A 21,936-nucleotide genomic window follows, 5' to 3' on the forward strand; every position below is an offset into this window, starting at 1 on the left:
ATTTCAAAGGAACGGGCCGACGTCGGCACTCACGCGAGTGCCGACGTCGGCCTTTTCTGCGTCCCGGGGCCAGCCATGTTGAGCTCCGGCGTCATACAAGGAAAGCCCTGGCGGATCCGGAGCGCCAGCGCCCTACCCTTGACAGGTGACTTTGACTAAGATCCGTCCCGCCGCCGCGGGCCCCCTCGCCGCCGTTCTCCTGCTTGCCCTCGCCGGCTGTTCCAGCCCGGCCGCCACCCAGTCCAGCCCCGCTGCCTCCGGCTCTGCCTCCTCCGCATCAGCTTCGGCCAGCGCCTCTTCCACCGCCGCCGGTCCGTGCGCGGGTGTGAAGGTCATCGTCGATTCGGGCGCCCTGAAGCAGTCCGCTGCCGATACCTCCGCCTGCGTGTCCGTGGACGGACCCACCGTGGCGTCCAAGGTGCTGGAGGAAGCCAAGATCAAGACCGAGGGCACTGCCAAATACCCCACGGGCTTCGCGTGCCGCGTCAATGGCGTGCCCGCCGCGGACTTCGACATCAAGCACAAGGGCGGCACGACCCGCGAAGCGTGCGATGACAAAAACACGGTCTCTTATTGGGCCCTCTGGGTGAAGCCCGCCGCCGGCACGTGGGCCTACGCGCAGGAAGGCCTGGACAGCCTCAAGCTCAGCCCCGGTGAGAGCCTTGAACTGCTCTACACCGTGGACAACGAGCCGGCAGCCCCCGCGGCATGACCTTCCGGCCCGCGCCGTTGCGCGCAGCGGCAGTCCTCGCCGCTGTGTTCGTTGCGGCGCGGGTCATCTACCGCGTCCTCTTCAACGGCGCGGGCACCGGCAGCCCCCTCCTGCTCGACCTGCCGCCGCTGCGGCTCCCCGCCCCCTACGCGCACGTGGTGTTCCTGGGGCCGGTCACCGGACCCGGACTGGGGGCGGCCGTGCTGTCCGCCCTGCCCATCGCCGCGACCATCCTCGGCTTCGGGCTGCTTAACGCCTGGGTGGATGTGTCCCGCGGCTTCGTCCGGCTGGCCCGCGGCGGCCCGCTGCAGGGCGTGGCCCGGATGCTGGTGGTGGCTTGGGCGGCGCTGCCGGCACTCTCCGATGCCGTCGCGTCCGTCCGCCTGGCGTTCCGGCTCCGGGGTGAACGCTTTGGCCCCCGCGCCCTGGTTCCCGTTCTGGAGCGCACCCTCGAGCATGCCTCCCGGGTTGCCGCGGCCCTGGAGTTGCGCGGCTTTGGGAGCCGGGCAGCACAGCAGAAGGGGAACGACGGCGGCCTGCCGCTTGGGGTGCGCGACGCACAGTTCCGGATTGGCGACGCCTGCATCAAGGTGGACAAGTTTGCGCCGTCCGGCGGCTCCATCACGGTCATCACCGGGCCCACCGGCTCCGGCAAGTCCACCATCCTGCGCGGCATCGCCGGCCTGCTGTCCCATGTTGACGGCGGAAATCTTTCCGGGACGGTGCGGGTGGGCGGGCTGGACCGTGCGTCCGCTCCCCCGCGTGAAACGGCCAGTGTAGTGGGCGTAGTCCTCCAGAACCCCCGGGCCGCGTTCGCCACCACCCGGGTCGGGGACGACATCGCCCTGGCCCTTGAGCTGCGCGGGATTCACTTCGCCGATGCAAAGGTACGGGTGCAGGAGGTTGCCGAACGCACCGGCATCACCGCGCTGCTGGACCGGAACGTCAGCACCCTCTCCGCCGGTGAGGCCACGCTCGTGGCCATCGCCGCCGCCGTCGTGGACCACCCCAGGCTCCTCCTGGTGGACGAGCCGCTGGCCGACCTGGACGCCACCGCACGGGCCCGCGTCATCGGCGTGCTCGACGCCCTGGCCCACCAGGCGGATGTCTGCGTGATCGTGGCGGAACACCGGGCGGCGGCGCTGGTTCCCGTGGCCGATTCCTGGTGGACCCTCGAGGGCGATGCCCTGGTGCGCGGCGAGGCACCGGCCGCGCCTGCTCCTTCGTATGACAGTCCTGCGCGGGCGTCCGCGGACGCCGAGCCTGTGCTGGCGGCCGCGAACCTTTCGGTGCACCGCGGCGGCACGCCGGTGGTCCGCGAGGCTTCCCTGGCCCTGCGCCGGGGCGAGATCGTGGCGCTGGTGGGGCCGAACGGGGCCGGTAAGTCGTCGCTGCTGGTGGCGCTGGCCCTGGGCGAGGGGACTGGCGGTGAAGCGGGCGGCAGCAAGGTTGGCAGCGCAAAGACGGGCAGCGGAAAGACGGCCGACGGCGGCCGGGTGGCCTTGGTGCCGGACGCCTCCGACGACCTCTTCACCAGGGACACCGTCGCCGGAGAGCTCCGCGCGGCCGAGCGGCGCCTGGCACGGGTTAGGCGCGGACGGATCGAGCCCGGTTCCGCCGCAGCACGCCTGGCCCTCCTGCGCGGAGATGCCGGGATGCCCCACGGCGGCGAACACCCCAGGGACCTGTCCGCCGGCGAGCGCCGGATCCTTGCCATCGCCCTGCAGACCATGGACACGCCGCCGGTCCTCCTGATCGATGAGCCCACCCGCGGGCTGGATCCTGCGGCCCGGGCGGCCGTCTCGTCGGCACTGCGCGCGGCGGCGGAGGACGGCACGGCCGTCCTGGTCGCCACCCACGACCTCGACTTCGCCCACGGCCTGGGTGCCCGGATCCTGCCGATGCGGGACGGCGTTGCGCCCTCATCCGCGGCAGTCGACCCGGTAGAACCCGCCCTTTCCGCGGCACAACCACTCGCCGCCTGGTCCGACCCACTGCCTGATCGTCCCGCTGCGAAACGGCCGCACCGCCGCCTGCGGATGCCGCGGGCCGTCGAACTCACAGTGCTGGCGGCTGCCAACCTGCTGGCCCTCGCTGCCTTTTGCTGGCCCCTGCTCGCCGCGGCACTCCCCCAGGACGCTGCCGCCGCAACCCCCTACATTGCCCTGGCCATCGCCCCCGTGGCCGCGGTCGCCGTCGTGCTTTCGCTGGACGGGTCCGTCCGCTCCGCACATACCGTGGCGCTGCTCGGAGTGCTGGCGGCCGTCGGGTCCGCCGTGCGGGTGGCGAGCACCGGCGTCGGCGGCGTGGAAGCAGTGTTCATCTTGCTGATCCTTGCCGGCCGCGCGTTCGGTGCCCGGTTTGGCCTGCTGCTGGGCGCGGCCACCATCGCCGTGTCCAGCGCGCTGTGGGGCGGGATCGGGCCGTGGACACCGTTCCAGATCTTCGCCTGCGCGTGGGTAGGTGCGGGGGCAGGGCTGCTCCCCCGCAGGGTGCGCGGCAAAGCGGAACTGTGGATGCTGGCGGCGTACGGGGTGGTGTCGTCGTACGTGTTCGGGCTGCTGCTGAACCTGTGGTTCTGGCCCTTCGCGGTGGGCGGCGGCACCGGCATCTCCTACGTTCCGGGCGCGCCGCTGGCCACCAACCTCAGCAGCTTCCTGCTGTACTCGCTGCTGACGTCGACGGCGGGCTGGGACACCCTGCGCGCCGTCACCACGGTGATCGGCATCGCCGTGGTGGGCCGGGCGGTCCTTGTTTCGCTGCGGCGGGTGAAGCCGGTGTCCGGGGGCGTTGCAGGGCCCGGCGGGCAGGCCGCGAAGGCCCGCCCAACCGCGGCCCCCTCCCCGTCGAAGAAGCGGCGCCAGCTCACACCTTGAAGTACTTCGCCTCCGGGTGGTGGAACACGAACGCGTCCGTGGACTGTTCGGGGTGCAGCATCAGCTCGTCGCTCAGGATCACGCCCATGCGCTCCGGCTTCAGCAGCTCGGTCACCTTGCGGCGGTCCTCCATGTCCGGGCACGCGGGGTAGCCCAGCGAGAACCGGGCACCGCGGTAGTCGAGCTTGAAGTACCCTGCCGTGTCCTTGGGCTCCTCGGACGCGAAGCCCAGCTCCTTGCGGACCCGGGCGTGCCAGAACTCGGCCAGGGCCTCGGTGAGCTGCATGACCAGGCCGTTGAGCTCGTAGTAGTCGCGGTACTGGTTGGCCGCGAACATCTTGGAGGTGAATTCCTCGATCTTGGAGCCGGCGGTGACCAGCTGCACGGGGAGCACGTCGATCTGCCCGGACCCGCGGGACTTCACGAAGTCAGCCAGGCACAGGTGACGGTCACGCCGCTGGCGCGGGAAATCGAACCGCAGGCGGTCGGCGCCGATCGGTCCGCCTGAACCACCGTCCGGGGCGAGCAGGCCCGCCTGGCCCAGGACGCCGTCGAAATCCTCGCCGTGGTGCAGCACCACCACCTGTTCGCCCTCGGAGACCACCGGGAAGTAGCCGTACGCCACGGAGGCGTCCAGCATGCCTTCGCCGAGGATGCGGTCCAGCCAGTAGCGCAGGCGCGGGCGGCCTTCGCGTTCCACGAGTTCCTCGTAGGAGGCGCCGTCCTCGCCGCGGCCGGGCTTGAGGCCCCACTGGCCCATGAAGGTGGCGCGCTCATCGAGGAACGCGGAGTAGTCGTGGAGCGAGACGCCGCGGACGATCCGGGTGCCCCAGAACGGCGGCACGGGCACGGGGTTGTCGGTGGCGACGTCGGACCGGCCGGGCATGGCCTCCGGCTCGGTGATCGTGAACTTTGCACCGCCCTTGTGGATGCGCTTCTTCAGCGGCGGCAGGCCGACGTCGTCCGGTGATTCGCCGCGGGCCACGCGCACCAGCGGCTCCATGAGGGAGAGTCCCTCGAAGGCGTCCTTGGCGTAGCGGACCACGCCGTCGAACTGCTCCGCCAGGTCCTGCTCCACGTAGGCACGGGTCAGGGCTGCGCCGCCCAGGATGACCGGCCACTTCTTGGCCAGACCGCGGGACTGCAGCTCGGCGAGGTTTTCCTTCATGACCACGGTGGACTTCACCAGCAGCCCGGACATGCCGATCACGTCCGCGTTGTGTTCCTCAGCGGCGGCGATGATCTCGGCGATGCCCTGCTTGATGCCGATGTTCACCACTTTGTAGCCGTTGTTGGTGAGGATGATGTCCACCAGGTTCTTGCCGATGTCGTGCACGTCGCCGCGGACCGTGGCGATCACCATGGTGCCCTTGCCGGAGGAGTCCGACTTTTCCATGTGCGGCTCGAGCAGGGCGACGGCGTTTTTCATCACCTCGGCGGACTGCAGCACGAACGGCAGCTGCATTTCGCCGGCGCCGAACCGTTCGCCCACCACCTTCATGCCCTCGAGCAGGTGGTCGTTGATGATGCCGAGCGGGGCCATGCCCTCGCTGCGGGCCAGGTCCAGGTCCTCCTCGAGGCCCTTGCCTTCGCCGTCGATGATGCGGCGTTCCAGGCGTGCGCCCGTGGGCAGGGCGGCGAGTTCGGCGGCGCGCTGGTCCTTCAGGGCTGCGGTGTCGACGCCGGCGAACATGTCCAGCATGCTGGCGAGGGGGTCGTAGGTGGTATTGCCGTCGGCGTCGTATTCGCGGCGGTCCCAGACCAGGTCCAGGGCCACCTTGCGCTGGTCCTCCGGGAGGGAGGCGAGCGGTACGATCTTGGCGGCATCGATGATGCCGCTGGTCAGACCCGCCTGTACGGCCTCGTGCAGGAACACGGAGTTGAGCACGATGCGCGCGGCCGGGTTCAGGCCGAAGGAGACGTTGGAGACGCCGAGCGTGGTGTTGATGCCCGGGTATTTCGTGGTGATCTGGCGGATGGCCTCGATGGTTTCGATGCCGTCGCGGCGGGTTTCCTCCTGGCCGGTGGCGACGGGGAAGGTGAGGCAGTCGACGATGATGTCCTCGACGCGCATGCCCCATTCGCCCACCAGGGCGTCCACCAGGCGGCAGGCGATGGCGACCTTGCCTTCGGTGGTGCGGGCCTGGCCCTCTTCGTTAATGGTCAGGGCGATCACGGCGGTGCCGTGTTCCTTGACCAGCGGCATGATGCGGGCGAAGCGGCTGTTGGGGCCGTCGCCGTCCTCGTAGTTGACGGAGTTGACCACCGGGCGGCCGCCGATGAGTTCCAGGCCGGCCTGCAGGACGGGCGGTTCGGTGGAGTCGATGACCAGCGGGAGGGTGGAGGCGGAGGCGAAGCGGCTCACCACCTCCTTGATGTCGGCGACGCCGTCGCGGCCCACGTAGTCGACGCAGACGTCCAGCAGGTGGGCGCCGACGCGGATCTGGTCACGGGCGATGTCCACGCAGTCGTCCCAGCGCTCCTCCAGCATGGCCTGGCGGAAGGCTTTGGAGCCGTTGGCGTTGGTGCGTTCGCCGATGGCCAGGTAGGCGGATTCCTGGTCGAAGTTCACGTGCTGGTACAGGGAGGCGACGCCGGCTTCGCGCTCTTCCGGGATTCTTGCCGGCTTTCCGGTGTTGGTGGGCACGGCTTTGCTGCGGAAGGGGGCAAGACGTTCGACGACGGCGGCCATGTGTTCCGGCGTCGTACCGCAGCAGCCGCCCACCAGGCCCAGTCCGAATTCGCGGACGAACTGTTCGTGCGCCGTGGCGAGTTCCGCGGGTGAGAGCGGGTAGTGCGCGCCGTTGGCGCCGAGGACGGGCAGGCCGGCGTTGGGCATGCAGGCGATGGCGACGGAGGACTGCTTGGAGAGGTGGCGCAGGTGCTCGCTCATCTCGTCCGGGCCGGTGGCGCAGTTCAGGCCGATGGCGTCGACGCCGAGTGGTTCCAGCGCGGTGAGCGCGGCGCCGATTTCGGAGCCCATGAGCATGGTGCCGGTGGTCTCGACCGTCACCTCAACGAAGATGGGGAGCCGGACGCCCTTGGAGACGATGGCCTGCTTGCAGCCGTTGACCGCAGCCTTGGTCTGCAGGAGGTCCTGGCTGGTTTCGATAAGGAACGCGTCCGCGCCGCCGTCGATGAGGCCCTCGGCCTGCAGGGCGAAAGTCTGCTTGAGGTAGTCGTAGCTGGTGTGGCCCAGGCTGGGGAGCTTGGTGCCCGGGCCCATGGAGCCGAGGACCCAGCGCATCCGGCCGTCTGTTGCTTCTGCCGCTTCGGCGCGTTCGCGGGCGATCTTGGCGCCTTTTCTTGCCAGTTCTTCGATGCGGTCGTCGATGCCGTAGTCGGAGAGGTTGGACCAGTTGGCGCCGAAGGTGTTGGTCTCCACCGCGTCGATGCCGGTGGCGAAGTAGGCGTCATGGATGTCCGCGATGACGTCCGGGCGGGTGTCGTTGAGGATCTCGTTGCAGCCCTCGAGGTTCTGGAAGTCCGTGTCCAGCTGAAGGTCCCGGCCCTGGAGCATGGTGCCCATGGCGCCGTCGGCGATGACCACCCGGTGGTTCACGGCGTCCAGGAGTTCCTGCGAACGGGCAGGACGGGGGACGGACTCGATGTCCAGTGCGAAACGAGGCATTTAAACAGGTTACGGGCGGGGGCGCCTGCATTGCGCTGTATGTCCGGATGCTACGGCTGAGGCGGAAGGTGTTGACGGGCGCCATCAGAATTCTGTACTTTTAAGTACAGAGTTAACCGATCGGTACACTCTTTCATTGAAAGGACCCTTCCATGACACGACCGCCCCTTCCTCCGTTCGATGAAGCCTCCGCCATCCTCAAGGTGCGCAGTGCCGAAGATGGCTGGAACACGCGCGACCCTGAACGCATTTCCCTCGCCTACAGCGAGGACAGCTGGTGGCGCAACCGCGCAGTGTTCCTCTCGGGCCGCCCCGCGATCATGGAATTTCTCAGCGGCAAATGGGAGCGGGAACTGGATTACCGCCTGATCAAGGAGCTCTGGGCTACACGGGGGACGTGATCGCGGTGCGCTTCGCGTACGAGTACCACGATGCCGCCGGCCAGTGGTTCCGCGCATACGGGAATGAGAACAGGCGCTTCGACGATAATGGGCTCATGACCCACCGCCACGCGAGCATCAACGACGTCCCGATTGATGAGTCCGAGCGCAAGTTCTTCTGGGACGCCCCCGGCGCGCGCCCGTCGGACCACCCGGGCCTGACCGAACTCGGACTCTGATGCCCCGGACTGTTCTTGACCGCTCAGACGCAGTCCTTGCCCTCGCCGGCGTCTTCCGCCGGCGGGGCTTCGAAAGCGGCTCACTGTCCGTGATCCAACAGGAGACCGGTATTGGGCGGGGCAGCCTTTACCACTTCTTCCCCGACGGGAAAGCGGACATGGCACGCGCGGTCCTGATGCAGGTGCGGGCGTGGTTCGACGGGCAGGTATTCGAACCGCTTCGCACGGCCGCGGATCCCGCCCAAGCGGTGACGGCAATGTCCCGCGTTGTGGAGGAGTACTTCGCTTCCCGGGAGCGGGTCTGCCTGTTCGCCGCGATGACCCTGGGGGAAGAACAGGAAACCTTCGCCGCGGAGGTCCACGCATACTTCGCCGACTGGGTGGGCGTCCTCGCAGAAACGCTGGAGCGGGGCGGGGTTGCCAAGCCCGATGCCGCAGGCCTTGCCGTGGACGCCGTGGCAGCGATCCAAGGCGGACTGATTATGACGCGAGCCCTCGACGACGATGCCGTGTTCTCAGGGATTGTGGCCCGCGTGAATGAGCGGTTGCTCGCGGCGCTGGGGTACGTGCCAACGTTCCTTCGTCAGTTATCAGCCGCCGGCTGGTAGCTAGCATTGCTATGTTCGAGAAGCACAGTGACAAGGAACCTACACGACCAAAATGCAGCGGCTAATGCATCGTTGGTGGTTTGGCCGTTGAATCGTGTCCGCTATTCAGGTAGCCGGCGCTAGGGCCGGGTTTGCTCCTGCAAAGTTAAAGTGCGGATATCAGTGCATATGTTCGATTTGATACAAATTACCCGCGGAATGGAGCCCACGACTCGCGATCAGAGGTGCGATCGCGTGTCTAAAGTAGTCCAACTTTCACTTCGCGGTCTTCCGAAACGTTCTGTCTGCGCTTGCGGCATCAGGCGTGAGACACCCTGGCTGCACCATCTTCACACCGAGCTCCCTGGAATCTGCTGTCTATTCACCTGAGACGAGATCGCCGCGATCATACTGCGCCAGACCGGGACCGCGCCCCCAATGAGAGCCGCGGGCGCATGTGCGACCAATTGTCGGCGCACAGAAATGCAGCTTGGTAGCTGTAGACCGAAGGCGTCTGGCCCACTCCCCCAGCTCGACAGAATCTTCATTATCGGCCCTTCCGTCCCGGGGGAAGCGTCGCTAAAGTTCGGGCTGCCGCCTTGCATAATCGCGTTCGTGAATGGCGCCGTATGGAACCGGGGACGTGAGTGAGACCGAGAATCGCGAGAAGTCGTGCCTGGTGACCAGAACGCCGAGCGTCCTGCTCATGTCTGCCTTAAATCTTGCAGTTGTAAGGGCTCTGGAAAGTTCATAATCGCGTTCTTGGGGTGTTGTCACCACAAAGTCTGCGCCGAGCACGTTGGTAGACAATTTATGCCTTGGGGTGTCGTGGTGGTCAGGGTGCTGGGTGTATTTTTTGGCCGATTCAAACGGGTGCCCTGTGCCCTTCGCAGGTTGTGGGTACTGAACGGCTATCGGATCTGCTGCTTCGTGAGAGGTTATTTTTTGGGTACGTCGAGTTCCCCTGTTACATACTGTGCGCGGCCGAACCCGAAGGACCAGTCTTCCGGGGTGTTTTCGACGTATCCGATGAAGACGTTTTCGCCGCCGACGCCGAGTTGGCCTAGCTTCGCGGCTACAGCAGCAAAAAGTGCTTGTTTAGCTTCTCGACTTCGTCCACCCTGTGTGAATATCTGGATCATGACGACATCGCTTGTACGTTCGAAGCCCAGCCCCGCATCCTGGGCAAAGATCTGGCCTGCTGGATGTTCGGTAAGGATGTGGAAGTAATCGCGTTCGGGAATGCCGTATTCGTCCAGGACGGCATCATGGATGCCTTTGCTTAGGTTCTGCAATTCCTCCTTCGTGCGTCCTTCATTGACGTCGATTCGAACAAGGGGCATGTCGTCTCACTTTCATGTCTTGAACTGACCTTTGGCTAAGGCTTTACGCCTCTTTTCGCTCAGCTGTTTCCGGTTCCTTGCTCGGGCTCCTTGTGGAAGATGGTGAAGGTTCGGGGTCCGCTGAGGGTGACCCGAACATCAGATTTCCGAACCCCAGCTTGGGCGGAAATCTGTTGAACCAAAGCATTAAGGGTTTGTTCGACTGAAGTGGGGTCCCAGATTTTCTGGGTGATGGCGTTGGGTAAATCGTGGCTCATTCCGGCTCTCCTCTGAGGTGAGTGGTTATCCGGGCGGAAGAAGATGGGAAAGGCTGTCTCTGAGGGCCCAGGAACGGGGATGGCTATGCCGAAGCAGGAATGCTTTGCGCCAACCGGATCCAGGTATCCACGACAGTGTCCGGGTTCAGGGATACGGAGTCGATGCCCTCGGAGACGAGCCATTCAGCGAAGTCGCTGTGGTCGCTGGGCCCCTGACCGCAGATCCCCACGTACTTGCCGCGTTCCTTGCACGCGGTTATGGCCATCGTCAGCAAGCGCTTCACCGCGTCATCGCGTTCGTCAAAGCTGCCGGCGATGATTGCTGAATCGCGGTCCAGTCCGAGCGTCAGTTGCGTCATGTCGTTGGAGCCGATGGAGAACCCGTCAAAGTGGTCCAGGAAGTCATGGGCCAGAAGTGCATTGGCTGGCAGTTCGCACATCATGATGATTTCCAGTCCGTTTTCCCCGCGCCGCAGTCCATTCTCGACAAGCAGCCCGATGACGCCTTCTGCTTCGGTCAGGGTACGAACAAACGGCACCATCAGCTTGACGTTCCTTAGGCCCATTTCGTCGCGGACGTACTTCAGGGCTTCGCATTCGAGGTCGAAGCAGTCCCGGAAAGAGGGCGCGAGGTACCTGGAGGCTCCTCGGAAGCCAAGCATGGGGTTTTCCTCGTGCGGCTCGAAGGCGGGTCCACCAATCAGGTTGGCGTACTCGTTGGACTTGAAGTCTGACATGCGCACGATGACGGGAGCTGGGGCAAAGGCTGCGGCAATTGTCGCTATACCCTCTGCAAGGCGCTTAACGTAGAAGTCTTTGGGGGTGTCGTAGGCACTCGTGCGCTTGAGGATTTCCCGTTGGACAGATTCAGGCTGCTCTTCAACGCTGAGCAGGGCCTTCGGGTGGATACCGATTTGGCGGTTGATGATGAACTCAAGACGGGCAAGACCGACCCCGTGGTTAGGTAGCGCAGCAAAACTGAATGCCTGTTCAGGTGTTCCGACATTCATCATCACCTTGACCGGGAGCTCAGGCATCCGGGTCAGCTCGGTTTCTTCCACTGCGAATTCGAGCAGGCCCTGGTAGATGAAGCCGGCTTCTCCCTGCGCGCAGGAAACAGTGACGTCCACGCCGTCCTGCAGCGCTGTGGTGGCGTCGCCTGTGCCAACGACGGCGGGTATTCCGAGTTCTCGGGCGATGATCGCTGCATGGCAGGTGCGTCCGCCTCGGTTGGTCACGATCGCGCTGGCGCGTTTCATGATCGGTTCCCAGTCGGGGTCCGTCATGTCGGCGACTAGTACCTCACCCGGTTTGAACTGCTCCATTTGATCGAGCGTCTTGAGTATGCGGACAGGGCCCGAACCGATTCTCTGCCCGATGGCGCGACCCTCGCAGAGGACAGGTCCGGACTCGTTGAGGCGGTATCGGCTCAAACGTCCTGAAGACTTTCGGGATTCCACCGTCTCTGGCCGGGCCTGCAGGATGTAGAGCTGCCCATCGATGCCGTCCTTGCCCCATTCGATGTCCATGGGCCTTCCGTAGTGGGTCTCAATTGCCATGGCAAAGACGGCAAGGCGTTCAACGTCAGCATCGCTGATGCTGAATCGGTTTTGCTGCTCGGAACAGACGGGTGCCAGGTTGATGGTTTGGCCGTCGTTGGACTGGTCGGTATACACCATCTTTAGCGCCTTCTCCCCCAGTCCGCGCTTGAGAATGGCGGGCCGCCTGGCGCGCAGTGCAGGCTTGTAAACGTAGAACTCATCCGGGTTCACTGCACCTTGGACCACTGCTTCGCCCAGGCCGTAAGAGGACGTGATGAGCACAGCGTCACTGAAGCCGGTCTCGGTGTCCATGGTGAACATGACGCCTGAGGCTCCCACATCGGAACGCACCATTCGCTGAACGCCGGCGGAGATGGCGACCTCTGCGTGTTGGAACTGGTGGTGCACGCGGTATGCGATGGCACGGTCATTGAACAGGGATGCGAAGACATCCTTGATGGCCTTAAGAATGTTCTCGATGCCACTGACGTTCAGGAAGGTTTCCTGCTGCCCGGCGAACGAGGCGTCGGGAAGGTCTTCGGCTGTCGCGCTGGAACGGACAGCCCATGACAAGCCCTCGTAGGCGGCGTGCTTCTCGAGAAGGGAATCGTAGGCGCCACGTATGGCGTTTTCCAGGTCCGCCGGGAACGGTGTCTCACAGATCATTTGGCGGATTGCTTTTCCTGCTGCCGCCAACGCCGTCACCTCTTCAACGTCCAGGCCTGCAAGGCGGTCCGCTATACGTTTCTCCAGCCCGGAGCCTTTGAGAAACCTCCGGTAAGCGTCGGCGGTCGTTGCAAAGCCGTCGGGAACACAGACGCCAGAGGACGCGAGGTTATTCACCATCTCTCCCAGCGATGCGTTCTTGCCGCCGACGCTGTCGAGGTCGTTGAGGGTGATCTCTGAAAACCACAGGATCTCATTCGTCATAGTTCTGCTCCCTTGCAGGGGTGTAGGCCCTAATCTCTCTGGTGCCTGTAGCTACAGGCCTTGTTCCTTGGTGTTCCGACAACATCCCCGTGCGAAAGGCCTCTCGTCGAGGAGTCCCTGTGGCGGGGGTGTTTGGCGAGCCCGATCACCTGACGCCTCCAGTGGAACGGTCCAACAGTAAGCCGAGGCCGCTCCATTAGTCAATGGAACGGTCCAACGTGACTCTGCACGACCACTTTGTGTATACCTTCCGGTGCATGAGAGACGATTTCATGGTGCCGGGAACGGTCCCTCTCAAAGCCTCGGGAGACCGGCGCTGTAGGAAACCGGTTGTCAGCTTGTACATGGTCGCCGTAAAAACGGAGGTCGACCAGGCCCCCTTAGCGGGCCCGGCCGACCTCAGTTGTGCCTAGTTGGAGGGGAAGTTGTAGGAGGCGCCGGAGGCGTGGCTCGCTTCGGGCCAGCGGGAGGTGATGACCTTGCCGCGGGTGTAGAAGGAGACACCTTCGGGTCCATAGATGTGCTTGTCACCGAACAGCGATGCTTTCCACCCGCCGAACGAGTAGTAGGCGACCGGGACGGGCAGGGGCACGTTGATGCCGATCATGCCAACGTCTACCGACCGCTGGAACTTGCGGGCCGCGGCACCCGAGGAGGTGAAGATCGCAGTTCCGTTGCCGTAGGGGTTGGCATTGATCAGCTTGATGCCCTCTTCCAGGTCCTGAACGCGGACAACAACGAGCACCGGTCCGAAGATTTCCTCCTGGTAGGCGCTCATTTCGGTCTTGACGTGGTCAAGCACGGTGGGGCCGACCCAGAAGCCTTCTTCATGACCGGGCACGACAAGGTCGCGGCCGTCGACGACCATTGCAGCGCCTGCCTGCTCTGCTTCGGTGATCGTCTTGACGATGAAGTTCTTGGACTCGGAGCTGATGACGGGTCCCATGTCGGCATCAGGTTCGGTGCCGTTCTTGACCCGCACGTCGAGTGCCCGCTCTTCAACCTTCTTGACGAGCAGGTCGGCGGCGTCGCCGACGGCGACGGCCACGGAGATCGCCATGCAGCGCTGTCCGGCGGAACCGAAGGCTGCGGCGGCGAGGTGGTCGGCGGCGTTGTCGAGGTCGGCATCAGGCATCACGATGGCGTGGTTCTTTGCCCCGCCGAGGGCCTGGACACGCTTGCCGTGTGCAGTTGCGACTTCGTTGATGTGCTTGGCGACCGGGGTGGAGCCGACGAACGAGATTCCATCAATGTCGGGGTGGGTGAGCAGACCGGAGACTACTTCGCGGTCGCCATGCAGCACCTGGAAGACGCCGTCGGGCAGGCCGGCCTGCTTGAAGAGGTCGGCGAGCAGCATGGCTGCGGACGGCACCCGGTGGGAGGGCTTGAGGATGAACGCGTTGCCGGTGGCGATGGCCATCGGTGCCATCCACAGCGGCACCATGACGGGGAAGTTGAACGGCGTGATCCCGGCCACGACGCCGATCGGTTCGCGGAAGGAGAAAACGTCGATGCCGGTCGAGACCTGGTCCGAGTAATCGCCCTTGAGCAGGGTGGGGATGCCGCAGGCGTATTCGATGACTTCCAGGCCACGGCCGATCTCGCCCTTGGCGTCGGAGAGGACCTTGCCATGCTCGGCGGTGATCAGTTGCGCGAGTTCGTCGACGTGGGCGGCAACAAGTTCACGGAATTTGAACAGGACGGCCGTGCGCTTAGCCAGGGAGATGTCCCCCCAGGTGGCCGCGGCTTCTTTGGCGATGGCGACGGTGGCGTCCAGGTCTTCGCGGCTGGCGAGACGGAGTTCAGCGCTGATGGCGCCGGTAGCCGGGTTGTAGACGGGCTTGGTCGCGGTGCCGGTGCCGGCGGCCTCTTGCCCGCGGATGAAGTGGTTAATGACGGTCATTGTTACTGCTCCTGTAGTAAACGGTGGTGTTCGATGGGCTGTACTGCCCGGACGAGGGCGGGCAGGCCGGAGGCGAGTGATTCGTGCGCAGCCAGCCTGACGGCAAGGTTTTGTTCGGTGAGTTCGCGGTGGACTACGTCGTGGCCGGAATTCCGCACCCAGGTGCTGAATCTTTCGATTTCGACCTTGAACTGGTCTTCGACGATGTCGAAGATTTCCGAGCGTCCGTCGCGGAATGAGATAGTGACACGTGCCGTTTCGCCCGGGTCGGGGTCAAAGGCACGGTCCAACGTGATGTGGCCCTCGGTTCCAATGATCTGCAGGGTGTGCGTGCGGGGCCCCTCGAAGCCGCAGTCAAAGGTGCCGATGACGCCGTCGTAGTCGAGGATGCCCGCGACGGTGGTTTCCACGGGATCTGCCGGGCTGGCTCCCTTGGCGTAGACGGTGCTGGGGGCCCGACCCATGACCATGTTCATGATGTCGATGGCGTAGCATCCGACGTCGTTGATGGCTCCGCCTTCAAGCCCCGTTTGGAGGCGGACCTCACCAGGGGTGCGGTTCATGACGAAGTGGAACCGTGCGTGCAGGGATACGATCTGCCCGATGCGCCCCGCATCAATGAACTCGCGGACCTTTTGGTGCTGGGGGTGGAACCGGTACATGAACGCTTCCATCAGCGTGACATTGTTCCGCTCACATGCATCGACGGCGCGGGTGTAATCCTCCAGGCTTCCGACCAGGGGCTTTTCGCAGAGGACATCCTTGCCTGCTTCGGCAGCGGCGATGATCCATTCGGCATGCAGCCCGTTGGGGAAGGGTAGGTAGACAGCCTCGATATTGGGGTCGGCGAGCAGCTCCTCATGGGAGGTGTACGCGGCTGGTATGCCAAACCGCTCAGCGACCTCGGCCGCCTTGCCGTTGTGGCTGCTGATGGCTGATGCATCTGCGTTGCGGGCCTTCCGCATGGCAGGCAGGAACCTGTCCTGGGCGATCCTTGCGGTGGTGAGTATGCCCCAGCGGACAGCGCTCATGGCGTGAGCTCCGCTTCCAGCGCCCGCAGGAACGCCACCGACTGGCGGACATCGGCCACCGGCCCGTCCCCGGCGGGTTCGGTTTCGAGGATAGTGTCCTGCTCCATGGTGAACCAGCCGGCGTAACCGCCGTCGAGGAGGCTCTTGACGATGTTGTCGATGCCGACATCGCCCTGCCCCAGGGGAACGTACATGCCGGTCTTCACCGCATCGGTGTAGGAGATTTCCCCTGCCTGGACACGGCTGGCGACGGCCTTGCGGACGTCCTTGAGGTGGGTATGGCCGACGCGTGCTGCGTAGTCCCGGACGAGCTGGCCAGGGTCTGTCCCGCCGATCAGGAGGTGGCCGGTGTCGAGGCAGAGGTTTGCCTGGGTGTCGTTCAGGACCCGATTGACATCGGATGTTGTCTCGATCATGGTGCCGACGTGGGGGTGGACGACGGCCTGGATGCCTTTGTCCGCTGCGGCCTTAACGATGACGTCCAGGTTGCGTCCGAACAGTTCCCATCCTTCAGCGTCGAGTTCGTGCCGCTGGTCGTAGCCGTCGACTCCAGTCTCTGCTGCCAGCACCATGACGGTTGCTCCCGCAGCCTCGTAAGCGTCAAGTTCGGCTGACACTGCTGCGAGGGGGTCCTTGGCGGGATCGTGCAGCAGGATCGGGAAGAAGCCGCCGATCGCCTGAAGGTTGTGCCGCTTAAGAACTTCTGCACGCTCGGCCGGCTGCTCGGGAAGGAAGCCGGCGGGACCGAATTCGGTGGCAGTGATGCCCAGCGCCGTCATTTCGGACAGTACTTTGTCGGCGTCCAGCTGGTAGCCCCATCCGGGGACTTCGCACACACCCCAGGAGATCGGGGCGGCGGCAAGGCGGCTGGTGATGATGCTCAATCTGATCCTCCAAGTACGTTTTGGTCCCAGTCGATGACTGAGCCGGTGACTACTCCGCTCCTGTCGGAGAGGAGGAAAACTACAAACTCGGCAATCTCGTCGACCTGACCGAGCTTGCCCATGGGCACGGACGCGTTGGCTTTCTCCAGCCAGTACTCGCCTGCACCGTGAAACTTCCGCTGCGTTTCGGCTTCACCGTCGGTGGCGGTCCATCCGATGTCCAGGCCGTTGATCCGGATCTTGTCCCAGCGGTGGGCGTGGGCGGCGTTGCGTGTTGCGCCGGCCAGCCCGGCCTTTGCCGCTACATAGGGTGCCAGGTACGGCTGTCCGCCCAGTTCTGCAATCGAGATGACGTTGACGATGTTCCCCGGCGCACCCCGTTCACGCAGGTGCTTGATGGTTTCTGACATGATGAAGAACGGCGACTTGAGGTTGATCGCAATGTGGGCGTCGAACAACTCTGGCGTCGTGTCGAGCATGGTTCCGCGGGTGGTCAGACCTGCGGCGTTAACGGCGCAGTCGATTCTTCCGAATGCGGAGATGGTTTCCAGCACGGAAGCCCTGGCCTGTTCGACGTCCGCCAAGTCGGTCCTGATGAAGCGGGCCGGGGTTCCGGATTCCCCCAGTTCCGCTGCGATCTTTTCGCCGGCCTCGGCATTGCGACCGGTCACGGTGATTCCTGCTGCGCCTTCTGCAGCAGCCCGCCGGGCAATGCCTGCTCCCAGGCCCTGGGTGCCGCCGCTGATTAGGACGACTTTGTTTTCAAGCAGAGGAGCGTTCATAACTACTGCTCCCCTACCTTTACGGCACGTCCCGACCGTGCAGATTCTTCGGCCGCATTGGCCAGGACGAGGGCCTGCAGGCCGTCATCAAAGTTCGGGCTGCAGCTGGTTCCGCCGCGGACCGCCTGGACGAGGCTGTCCAGTTCGTTGCGGTAGGCATCGACGTAGCGTTCGAGGAAGAACGGCAGGTAGGCGTCCGATTCTTCGGTGCCTGCCGCGGTGTACTTGCGCACGGTGGTGGGGGCAACGTTGCCAGCGCTCAGCAGCCCCTCGCTGCCGAAGGCCTCCAGCCGCTGGTCGTATCCATAGGCGCTGTGCCGGGAGTTGGTGATGGTGATCAATTCGCCGCCGGCGCCGCGCAGGCTGATAACGACCGAGTCGAAGTCCCCTGCTTCTTCAATGTAGTCGCAGAAGACGTTGGCTCCGGTGGCGGATACTTCGATGATGTCCGGGACAAAGAACCGGGCCATGTCCAGGTCGTGAATGCTCATGTCCCGGAAGATGCCGCCGGAGCTCTTGATGTAATCCACCGGTGCCGGAGCCGGGTCGCGGCTGATGATGGTCAGCTGCTCCAACCGACCGATCTCTCCGCCTTCAACGCGGGCGCGAATGGAAGCGAAGTTCGGATCGAACCTCCGGTTGAAGCCCAGCATCAACGGAACTGAAGTGCCGGCGATCTTGTCGCGGCAGGCAAGGACCCGGTCGATGTCCAGATCGATGGGCTTTTCGCACAGGGCAGCGACGCCATTTTCCATGGCCCTGGTAATCAGGTCCACGTGGGTGGGAGTCGGTGATCCGATGATCACCAGGTCCAGGTCGCTGTTTTCGAAGACCTCGTCGGCTGTTTGCACGGCCTTGGCACCAGTGCCGGCAGCCAGTTTCTTCGCCCCTTCAATGAAAGGGTCAGCGATCCAGGCGAGCTCCAGGTCGGGGTGAGCTGCGATATTGCGGGCGTGGACCTGTCCGATACGGCCGGATCCGAACAGTGCAACCTTGAGTGGCCGGTCAGCGCACATTGGTGACGGTCCTTTCCTTGTGTTCAGCGGCAGACATGGCGGCTGCCGTGTGGTTTTGGTTGATGGAGATGATGGCGCCGCCGCTTTCCATGGAAGCAACGAGTGCCTCGGCTACGCGGATCGCCTGGAGTGCGTCTTCCGCGGTCGCCAGAGGCGACCGGCGGCCAGCGATAAGCGAATCGACCCATGCCTGTGACTGGCGCCGGTAGGCCTCTGCGAAGACAGGCCGCCAGTCATCGGCATACTGGGTCGATGCGGTCATTTGTCCATTGATGACCGTCTGCTGGGGGCGGGCAAGTTCTGCTGTGCCCCACTCCCCCACGACTTCACACCGCACGTCATACCCGTACCTGGCGTTGAGGAAGACGTCCACGACGGTCAGGGCACCGTCAGTTGTGCGCAGGTGGAGGATCTGGGGGTCCTGTTTGCCCGGGTCCTGGGTGGTGCTTTTGGGGGCGTGCCAGCTGACAGATTCGATGGCGGAATCGAGCAGCCAAGCGGTGATGTCAATCTCATGGATCGCCGAGTTGGTGATAGTCGACGCTGACGTCGCAGCCGGGTAGGACCGAACATTCCGGTGGGAGCTGAGGATCATCAAGGGCTGGCCGATGGTGCCTTCCTCGACGCGGGCTTTGAGGTCTTGATAGGCGGGGTGGAAACGGCGCATGAAGCCGACGGAGATCAGTGGGACGGTCCGGCCCAGGGCCCGTTGACGGTCTACCAGGCCCTGGCATTCATCAATCGACGGTGCCAGGGGCTTTTCGCACAGGACCGGCTTGCGGTGTTCGAGGCAGCTGATGACCTGGTCTGCGTGGGCGCTGTCGTGCGAGGCGATCAGAACGGCGTCGACGAAGGAGGATGCGATCAGCTCCTCTGCCGAACCGAAGCACGTGGCCCCGGTTGCTGCCGCGACCGCCTGCGCTCGTTCGATGAGCGGGTCAGCGATTGCCGTGACCGTCGCTCCGGAGACACTTTCGTGCAGGGTCCGTGCGTGGTCCGCGCCCATGACTCCGGCTCCGATGATGCCGATGCGGACGGTCATGGCGCTGCCACCGCCGCGGGGGTGCGTCCGGCCAGCACCTCGAGAGCGCCCCTGGCGGCGTCGCGGACCGTGTTGACCATGCCCTGGCGGGTGAAGCCCATCAGGTGCGGGGTCAGGACGACGTTTTCCTGGTCAAAGACGGCATGGTGGGTCGGCGGTTCCGGGTCGAAGACGTCAAGGCCAAGCCCGCCCAGTTGCCCCGAGAGCAGGGCGTCGTGCGCCGCGTCCAGGTCCACCAGACCCCCGCGGCTGCAGTTAACCAGGATTGATCCCTGCCGCATCAGAGCGATGCGCTTGGCGTCGATAAGGTTCTGGTTTTCGGGCGTCAGCGGAACGTGGAGAGTGACGAAGTCGCTCTTGCCGAGCAGTTCTTCCACGGTTTCACAGCGGATGCCGGTTGGGACTTCAGCGTAAGGGTCGAAAGCCAGGACGTTCAGGTCGAAGGCCTCTGCGATGTGCGCTACCCGCCGTCCAATCCGGCCATAGCCGATGATGCCCAGGGTGAATCCGTCAAGGTCTCCCACGGGGATGGAGGACCGGCTCTCCCAGGCGTGGTCCTTGACCAAGGCCTTCAGCGTGGAGAGCCGCTTGACCAGGGCCAGAAGGTGGGCGAACACGCCTTCGGCTACGGAGGCGGTGTTGCTGCCGGGGGTGATGACCACGGGAATCTTCCTGCGGCTGGCCTCAGCAACATCAACGAGGTCGGTGCCGACCCCAGTACGGGCGATGACCTTCAGGGCCGGCATGCGGTCCAGGAGTTCCTTGTCCACGCGGTAGGCGGCCCGGACGATTGCGGCGTCGGCGCGGGCGAGGTCGTCCTCTGTGGGGTTGTGAATCATCTGCTGGTGCGGGGCCAGGAGAGGTTCGACCAGTCCGGTCTCGACGCTGCCGAGGGCAACGATTGTTTGGGGTGTGATTGTGAGAGCCATCGTCATCCTTGAAGATGTGGGGGTGCACTCCGCTCTGCCGTTGGGGCATGCGGGTGAAGTACTTTTAGTGTGGTTTTGTCAGAGGCCGAGCAAGCTGGACTTGCGTATGACCAGTTCCGGTGCGATTGGCTGGTGCACGAAACCGTCGTCGTCCTGCCCGTGAATGCGCTGGAGCAGGGTCTTGGCACCCGCTACGCCGATGGTGGAGCTGTTCGGATCCACCGTTGTCAGGCCCAGTCTGGGCATGGACCCGATGGAGATGTTGTCGTAACCGGTGACCGCAATCTCAATGCCGCGCTCGTCTGCTGCGGTCATGGCGCCCAGAGCTGCAAGGTCGTTGATGCAGGCCAGGGCTGTGGGGCGTGTCCGGCCCGAGTCCCCGAGGGCCCGTTGGGCGGCCACGTATCCAGATTCCTGGGAAAAGTCGGCCCCGACAATCTGGATGTTGCGTCCCAGACCGTGGGCTTCCATGGCCGCCCTGTAACCCTCGGCACGGGCTTCACCGACGGATCCGCCCAGGCCGCCCAGGTGGGCGATGCGCTCGTGGCCCTGTTCCACCAGGTGTTCGACAACCATGAAGATACCTTGGGCGTCATCACTGCGGACTACATCGGCGGTATCGATGTAGTCCGGGCCGCCGCCGGCGAACACGACGGATTCCCCTGCCACGACGCGGCTGAACGGTGACTTGTCCGGAACGGTCCCGATCACCAGGAGCCCCGCGACCCGCAGGTCGCGGAACGCCTGGAGGATGGACAGATCAACCCCACCCGCCGACGCCGTCACCGCACTGAACAGTACGGTGTGACCGGCGTCTTCCAGGACCGGCCGGGCGGCGTCGACAACATCGAAAGCCCAGGGGTTGTGCAGGTCGCTGACCAGCACACCGATGGTTCCGCTGCTTCGCGTGGCCAGTGAACGCGCGGCCAGGTTGAGCTCAAAGCCCATCTCTTCCACGACTTCCAGCACCCGCTGACGGCGTTCAGCGCTGACTCGGGGGGAATCCCGTAGCACGAGTGAGACCAGGGACTTGGATACGCCGGCACGTTCGGCCACGTCCCTGATCGTTGGCCGCCGGTCGGATGCGGTTGTCATGACTACACCCGTGCCGCGGTCGTGCCGGTGATATCTTCGAGTTTCTGCCACTGCCCGGACTGTGCGGAGGCTTCGGCAGCGCTGACAATCGCTGCCGCAGACGCCGCGTCGTGGATGTTCGAGTTCTCCTGGACACCGCCGGTAACGGCAACCAGGAACTTCTTGGCCTCGATCACCTTGAGGTCGTCAAAACCCATGCTGTTGCCCGGACCCGGCTGGAAGTGCGCGTAGTCGCCGTAGCGGGGGCTGGCGTTGACGGTCGTGTAGCCCTGTTCGTCGTTGCTGCGGCCCAGGCATACCTTGAGCTCGTTCATGCGTTCGAAGTCCCACTTGAGGGAACCTTCGGTGCCATAGACCTCGATCTGGTAACCGCACTCAGGACCCACAGCGACCCGCGAGGATTCGATGGTGCCGACAGCTCCTGCGCCGCGGGCTGAGGGGCCGAAACGGACCAGCGCTGCGGCGTAGTCCTCATTCTCAACCTCTCCCATTTCTCCGTTTTCGATCACTGCGAAGTGTGTGGCCGAGCCCATCGCCAGCTTGGGCCGCTGGGTGTAGACCGTGCTGGTCAACGCGGTGACCTCGGCGATCGGTCCAACTACATACTGGCACAAGTCCGTTGCGTGGCTGAACAAATCCGCGAGGACACCCGTGCCGGCGAGTTTGCGGTTGAAGCGCCATGAAAGCGCACCGTTGGGCTCGGAGGCGTAGCCCGAGAAAAATACGGCCCGGACGTTGGTGATCCGGCCCAGTCGCCC

Annotated in this window: 16 protein-coding genes and 1 pseudogene; 4 read left to right on the forward strand and 13 right to left on the reverse strand. The window is 64.5% G+C overall.

Annotated elements, in window-relative coordinates; genetic code table 11:
- Nucleotides 1–145: 145 nt before the first annotated feature.
- Nucleotides 146–712, forward strand: a complete 567-nt coding sequence (locus PUN71_RS16625) for a hypothetical protein (protein ID WP_277799312.1) — start codon at nucleotides 146–148, stop codon at nucleotides 710–712.
- Nucleotides 709–3,588, forward strand: a complete 2,880-nt coding sequence (locus tag PUN71_RS16630; protein WP_277799313.1) for an ATP-binding cassette domain-containing protein — start codon at nucleotides 709–711, stop codon at nucleotides 3,586–3,588. Before PUN71_RS16625 ends, PUN71_RS16630 begins: the two co-directional genes overlap by 4 nt.
- Here the strand turns inward: PUN71_RS16630 and metH are convergent.
- The gene (metH, locus tag PUN71_RS16635; protein WP_277799314.1) at nucleotides 3,578–7,219 is read right to left on the reverse strand and encodes a methionine synthase; all 3,642 of its coding nucleotides are present in this window, start codon (nucleotides 7,217–7,219) and stop codon (nucleotides 3,578–3,580) included. The genes PUN71_RS16630 and metH overlap by 11 nt on opposite strands.
- Before the next feature lie 152 nt (nucleotides 7,220–7,371).
- Here metH and PUN71_RS16640 point away from each other — a divergent pair.
- Nucleotides 7,372–7,838: pseudogene (locus tag PUN71_RS16640) on the forward strand (nuclear transport factor 2 family protein).
- Complete coding sequence (locus tag PUN71_RS16645) at nucleotides 7,838–8,446, forward strand: TetR/AcrR family transcriptional regulator (RefSeq protein ID WP_277799315.1); 609 nt, start codon at nucleotides 7,838–7,840, stop codon at nucleotides 8,444–8,446. The pseudogene PUN71_RS16640 and the gene PUN71_RS16645 overlap by 1 nt, the downstream one beginning before the upstream one ends.
- Nucleotides 8,447–9,363: 917 nt before the next feature.
- Here the strand turns inward: PUN71_RS16645 and PUN71_RS16650 are convergent.
- From PUN71_RS16650 to PUN71_RS16705, 12 genes are all read right to left on the reverse strand, one after another.
- Nucleotides 9,364–9,768 (reverse strand): tautomerase family protein, encoded by a 405-nt coding sequence (locus tag PUN71_RS16650; RefSeq protein WP_277799316.1) that lies wholly within the window; start codon nucleotides 9,766–9,768, stop codon nucleotides 9,364–9,366.
- A gap of 59 nt (nucleotides 9,769–9,827) precedes the next feature.
- A complete protein-coding gene (locus tag PUN71_RS16655; protein ID WP_277799317.1) occupies nucleotides 9,828–10,025 on the reverse strand; it encodes a hypothetical protein in 198 nt (65 codons plus the stop codon).
- An 83-nt stretch (nucleotides 10,026–10,108) separates the two neighbouring features.
- Nucleotides 10,109–12,496, reverse strand: coding sequence for a phosphoenolpyruvate synthase (gene ppsA, locus PUN71_RS16660; protein WP_277799318.1), 2,388 nt, complete (start codon nucleotides 12,494–12,496; stop codon nucleotides 10,109–10,111).
- A 409-nt stretch (nucleotides 12,497–12,905) separates the two neighbouring features.
- Nucleotides 12,906–14,399, reverse strand: coding sequence for a CoA-acylating methylmalonate-semialdehyde dehydrogenase (locus tag PUN71_RS16665; RefSeq protein WP_277799319.1), 1,494 nt, complete (start codon nucleotides 14,397–14,399; stop codon nucleotides 12,906–12,908).
- Between the two features lie 2 nt (nucleotides 14,400–14,401).
- Entirely contained in the window at nucleotides 14,402–15,430 is a 1,029-nt protein-coding gene (locus PUN71_RS16670; RefSeq protein WP_277799320.1) for a Gfo/Idh/MocA family protein, read from the reverse strand.
- Entirely contained in the window at nucleotides 15,427–16,314 is an 888-nt protein-coding gene (locus PUN71_RS16675; RefSeq protein ID WP_277799321.1) for a sugar phosphate isomerase/epimerase family protein, read from the reverse strand. Before PUN71_RS16675 ends, PUN71_RS16670 begins: the two co-directional genes overlap by 4 nt.
- Entirely contained in the window at nucleotides 16,311–17,096 is a 786-nt protein-coding gene (locus PUN71_RS16680) for an SDR family oxidoreductase (RefSeq protein WP_277799322.1), read from the reverse strand. The genes PUN71_RS16675 and PUN71_RS16680 overlap by 4 nt, the downstream gene beginning before the upstream one ends.
- Before the next feature lie 2 nt (nucleotides 17,097–17,098).
- Nucleotides 17,099–18,112: an inositol 2-dehydrogenase gene (iolG, locus tag PUN71_RS16685; protein WP_277799323.1), complete on the reverse strand. Its 1,014-nt coding sequence runs from the start codon at nucleotides 18,110–18,112 to the stop codon at nucleotides 17,099–17,101.
- Nucleotides 18,102–19,154 carry a Gfo/Idh/MocA family protein gene (locus tag PUN71_RS16690; RefSeq protein WP_277799324.1) on the reverse strand — a complete coding sequence of 351 codons (1,053 nt, stop codon included), beginning with the start codon at nucleotides 19,152–19,154 and terminating at the stop codon, nucleotides 18,102–18,104. The genes iolG and PUN71_RS16690 overlap by 11 nt, the downstream gene beginning before the upstream one ends.
- Nucleotides 19,151–20,083 carry an NAD(P)-dependent oxidoreductase gene (locus tag PUN71_RS16695; protein WP_277799325.1) on the reverse strand — a complete coding sequence of 311 codons (933 nt, stop codon included), beginning with the start codon at nucleotides 20,081–20,083 and terminating at the stop codon, nucleotides 19,151–19,153. Before PUN71_RS16695 ends, PUN71_RS16690 begins: the two co-directional genes overlap by 4 nt.
- A 78-nt stretch (nucleotides 20,084–20,161) precedes the next feature.
- Nucleotides 20,162–21,178: a LacI family DNA-binding transcriptional regulator gene (locus tag PUN71_RS16700; RefSeq protein ID WP_277799326.1), complete on the reverse strand. Its 1,017-nt coding sequence runs from the start codon at nucleotides 21,176–21,178 to the stop codon at nucleotides 20,162–20,164.
- Between the two features lie 2 nt (nucleotides 21,179–21,180).
- Nucleotides 21,181–21,936: Gfo/Idh/MocA family protein (locus tag PUN71_RS16705; RefSeq protein WP_277799327.1), on the reverse strand; the 756-nt coding region annotated here is incomplete at its 5' end.

Source organism: Arthrobacter sp. NQ7, from assembly GCF_029581595.2.
Taxonomy (GTDB): Bacteria; Actinomycetota; Actinomycetes; order Actinomycetales; family Micrococcaceae; genus Arthrobacter; species Arthrobacter phenanthrenivorans_B.

What these genes read in the sequence shown, in the direction of transcription:
- PUN71_RS16630 (WP_277799313.1), top strand. Translation starts at nt 709, where the DNA reads ATGACCTTCCGGCCCGCGCCGTTGCGCGCAGCGGCAGTCCTCGCCGCT.
- metH (WP_277799314.1), bottom strand. Translation starts at nt 7,219, where the DNA reads ATGCCTCGTTTCGCACTGGACATCGAGTCCGTCCCCCGTCCTGCCCGT.
- PUN71_RS16645 (WP_277799315.1), top strand. Translation starts at nt 7,838, where the DNA reads ATGCCCCGGACTGTTCTTGACCGCTCAGACGCAGTCCTTGCCCTCGCC.
- PUN71_RS16650 (WP_277799316.1), bottom strand. Translation starts at nt 9,768, where the DNA reads ATGCCCCTTGTTCGAATCGACGTCAATGAAGGACGCACGAAGGAGGAA.
- PUN71_RS16655 (WP_277799317.1), bottom strand. Translation starts at nt 10,025, where the DNA reads ATGAGCCACGATTTACCCAACGCCATCACCCAGAAAATCTGGGACCCC.
- ppsA (WP_277799318.1), bottom strand. Translation starts at nt 12,496, where the DNA reads ATGACGAATGAGATCCTGTGGTTTTCAGAGATCACCCTCAACGACCTC.
- PUN71_RS16665 (WP_277799319.1), bottom strand. Translation starts at nt 14,399, where the DNA reads ATGACCGTCATTAACCACTTCATCCGCGGGCAAGAGGCCGCCGGCACC.
- PUN71_RS16670 (WP_277799320.1), bottom strand. Translation starts at nt 15,430, where the DNA reads ATGAGCGCTGTCCGCTGGGGCATACTCACCACCGCAAGGATCGCCCAG.
- PUN71_RS16680 (WP_277799322.1), bottom strand. Translation starts at nt 17,096, where the DNA reads ATGAACGCTCCTCTGCTTGAAAACAAAGTCGTCCTAATCAGCGGCGGC.
- iolG (WP_277799323.1), bottom strand. Translation starts at nt 18,112, where the DNA reads ATGTGCGCTGACCGGCCACTCAAGGTTGCACTGTTCGGATCCGGCCGT.
- PUN71_RS16690 (WP_277799324.1), bottom strand. Translation starts at nt 19,154, where the DNA reads ATGACCGTCCGCATCGGCATCATCGGAGCCGGAGTCATGGGCGCGGAC.
- PUN71_RS16695 (WP_277799325.1), bottom strand. Translation starts at nt 20,083, where the DNA reads ATGGCTCTCACAATCACACCCCAAACAATCGTTGCCCTCGGCAGCGTC.
- PUN71_RS16700 (WP_277799326.1), bottom strand. Translation starts at nt 21,178, where the DNA reads ATGACAACCGCATCCGACCGGCGGCCAACGATCAGGGACGTGGCCGAA.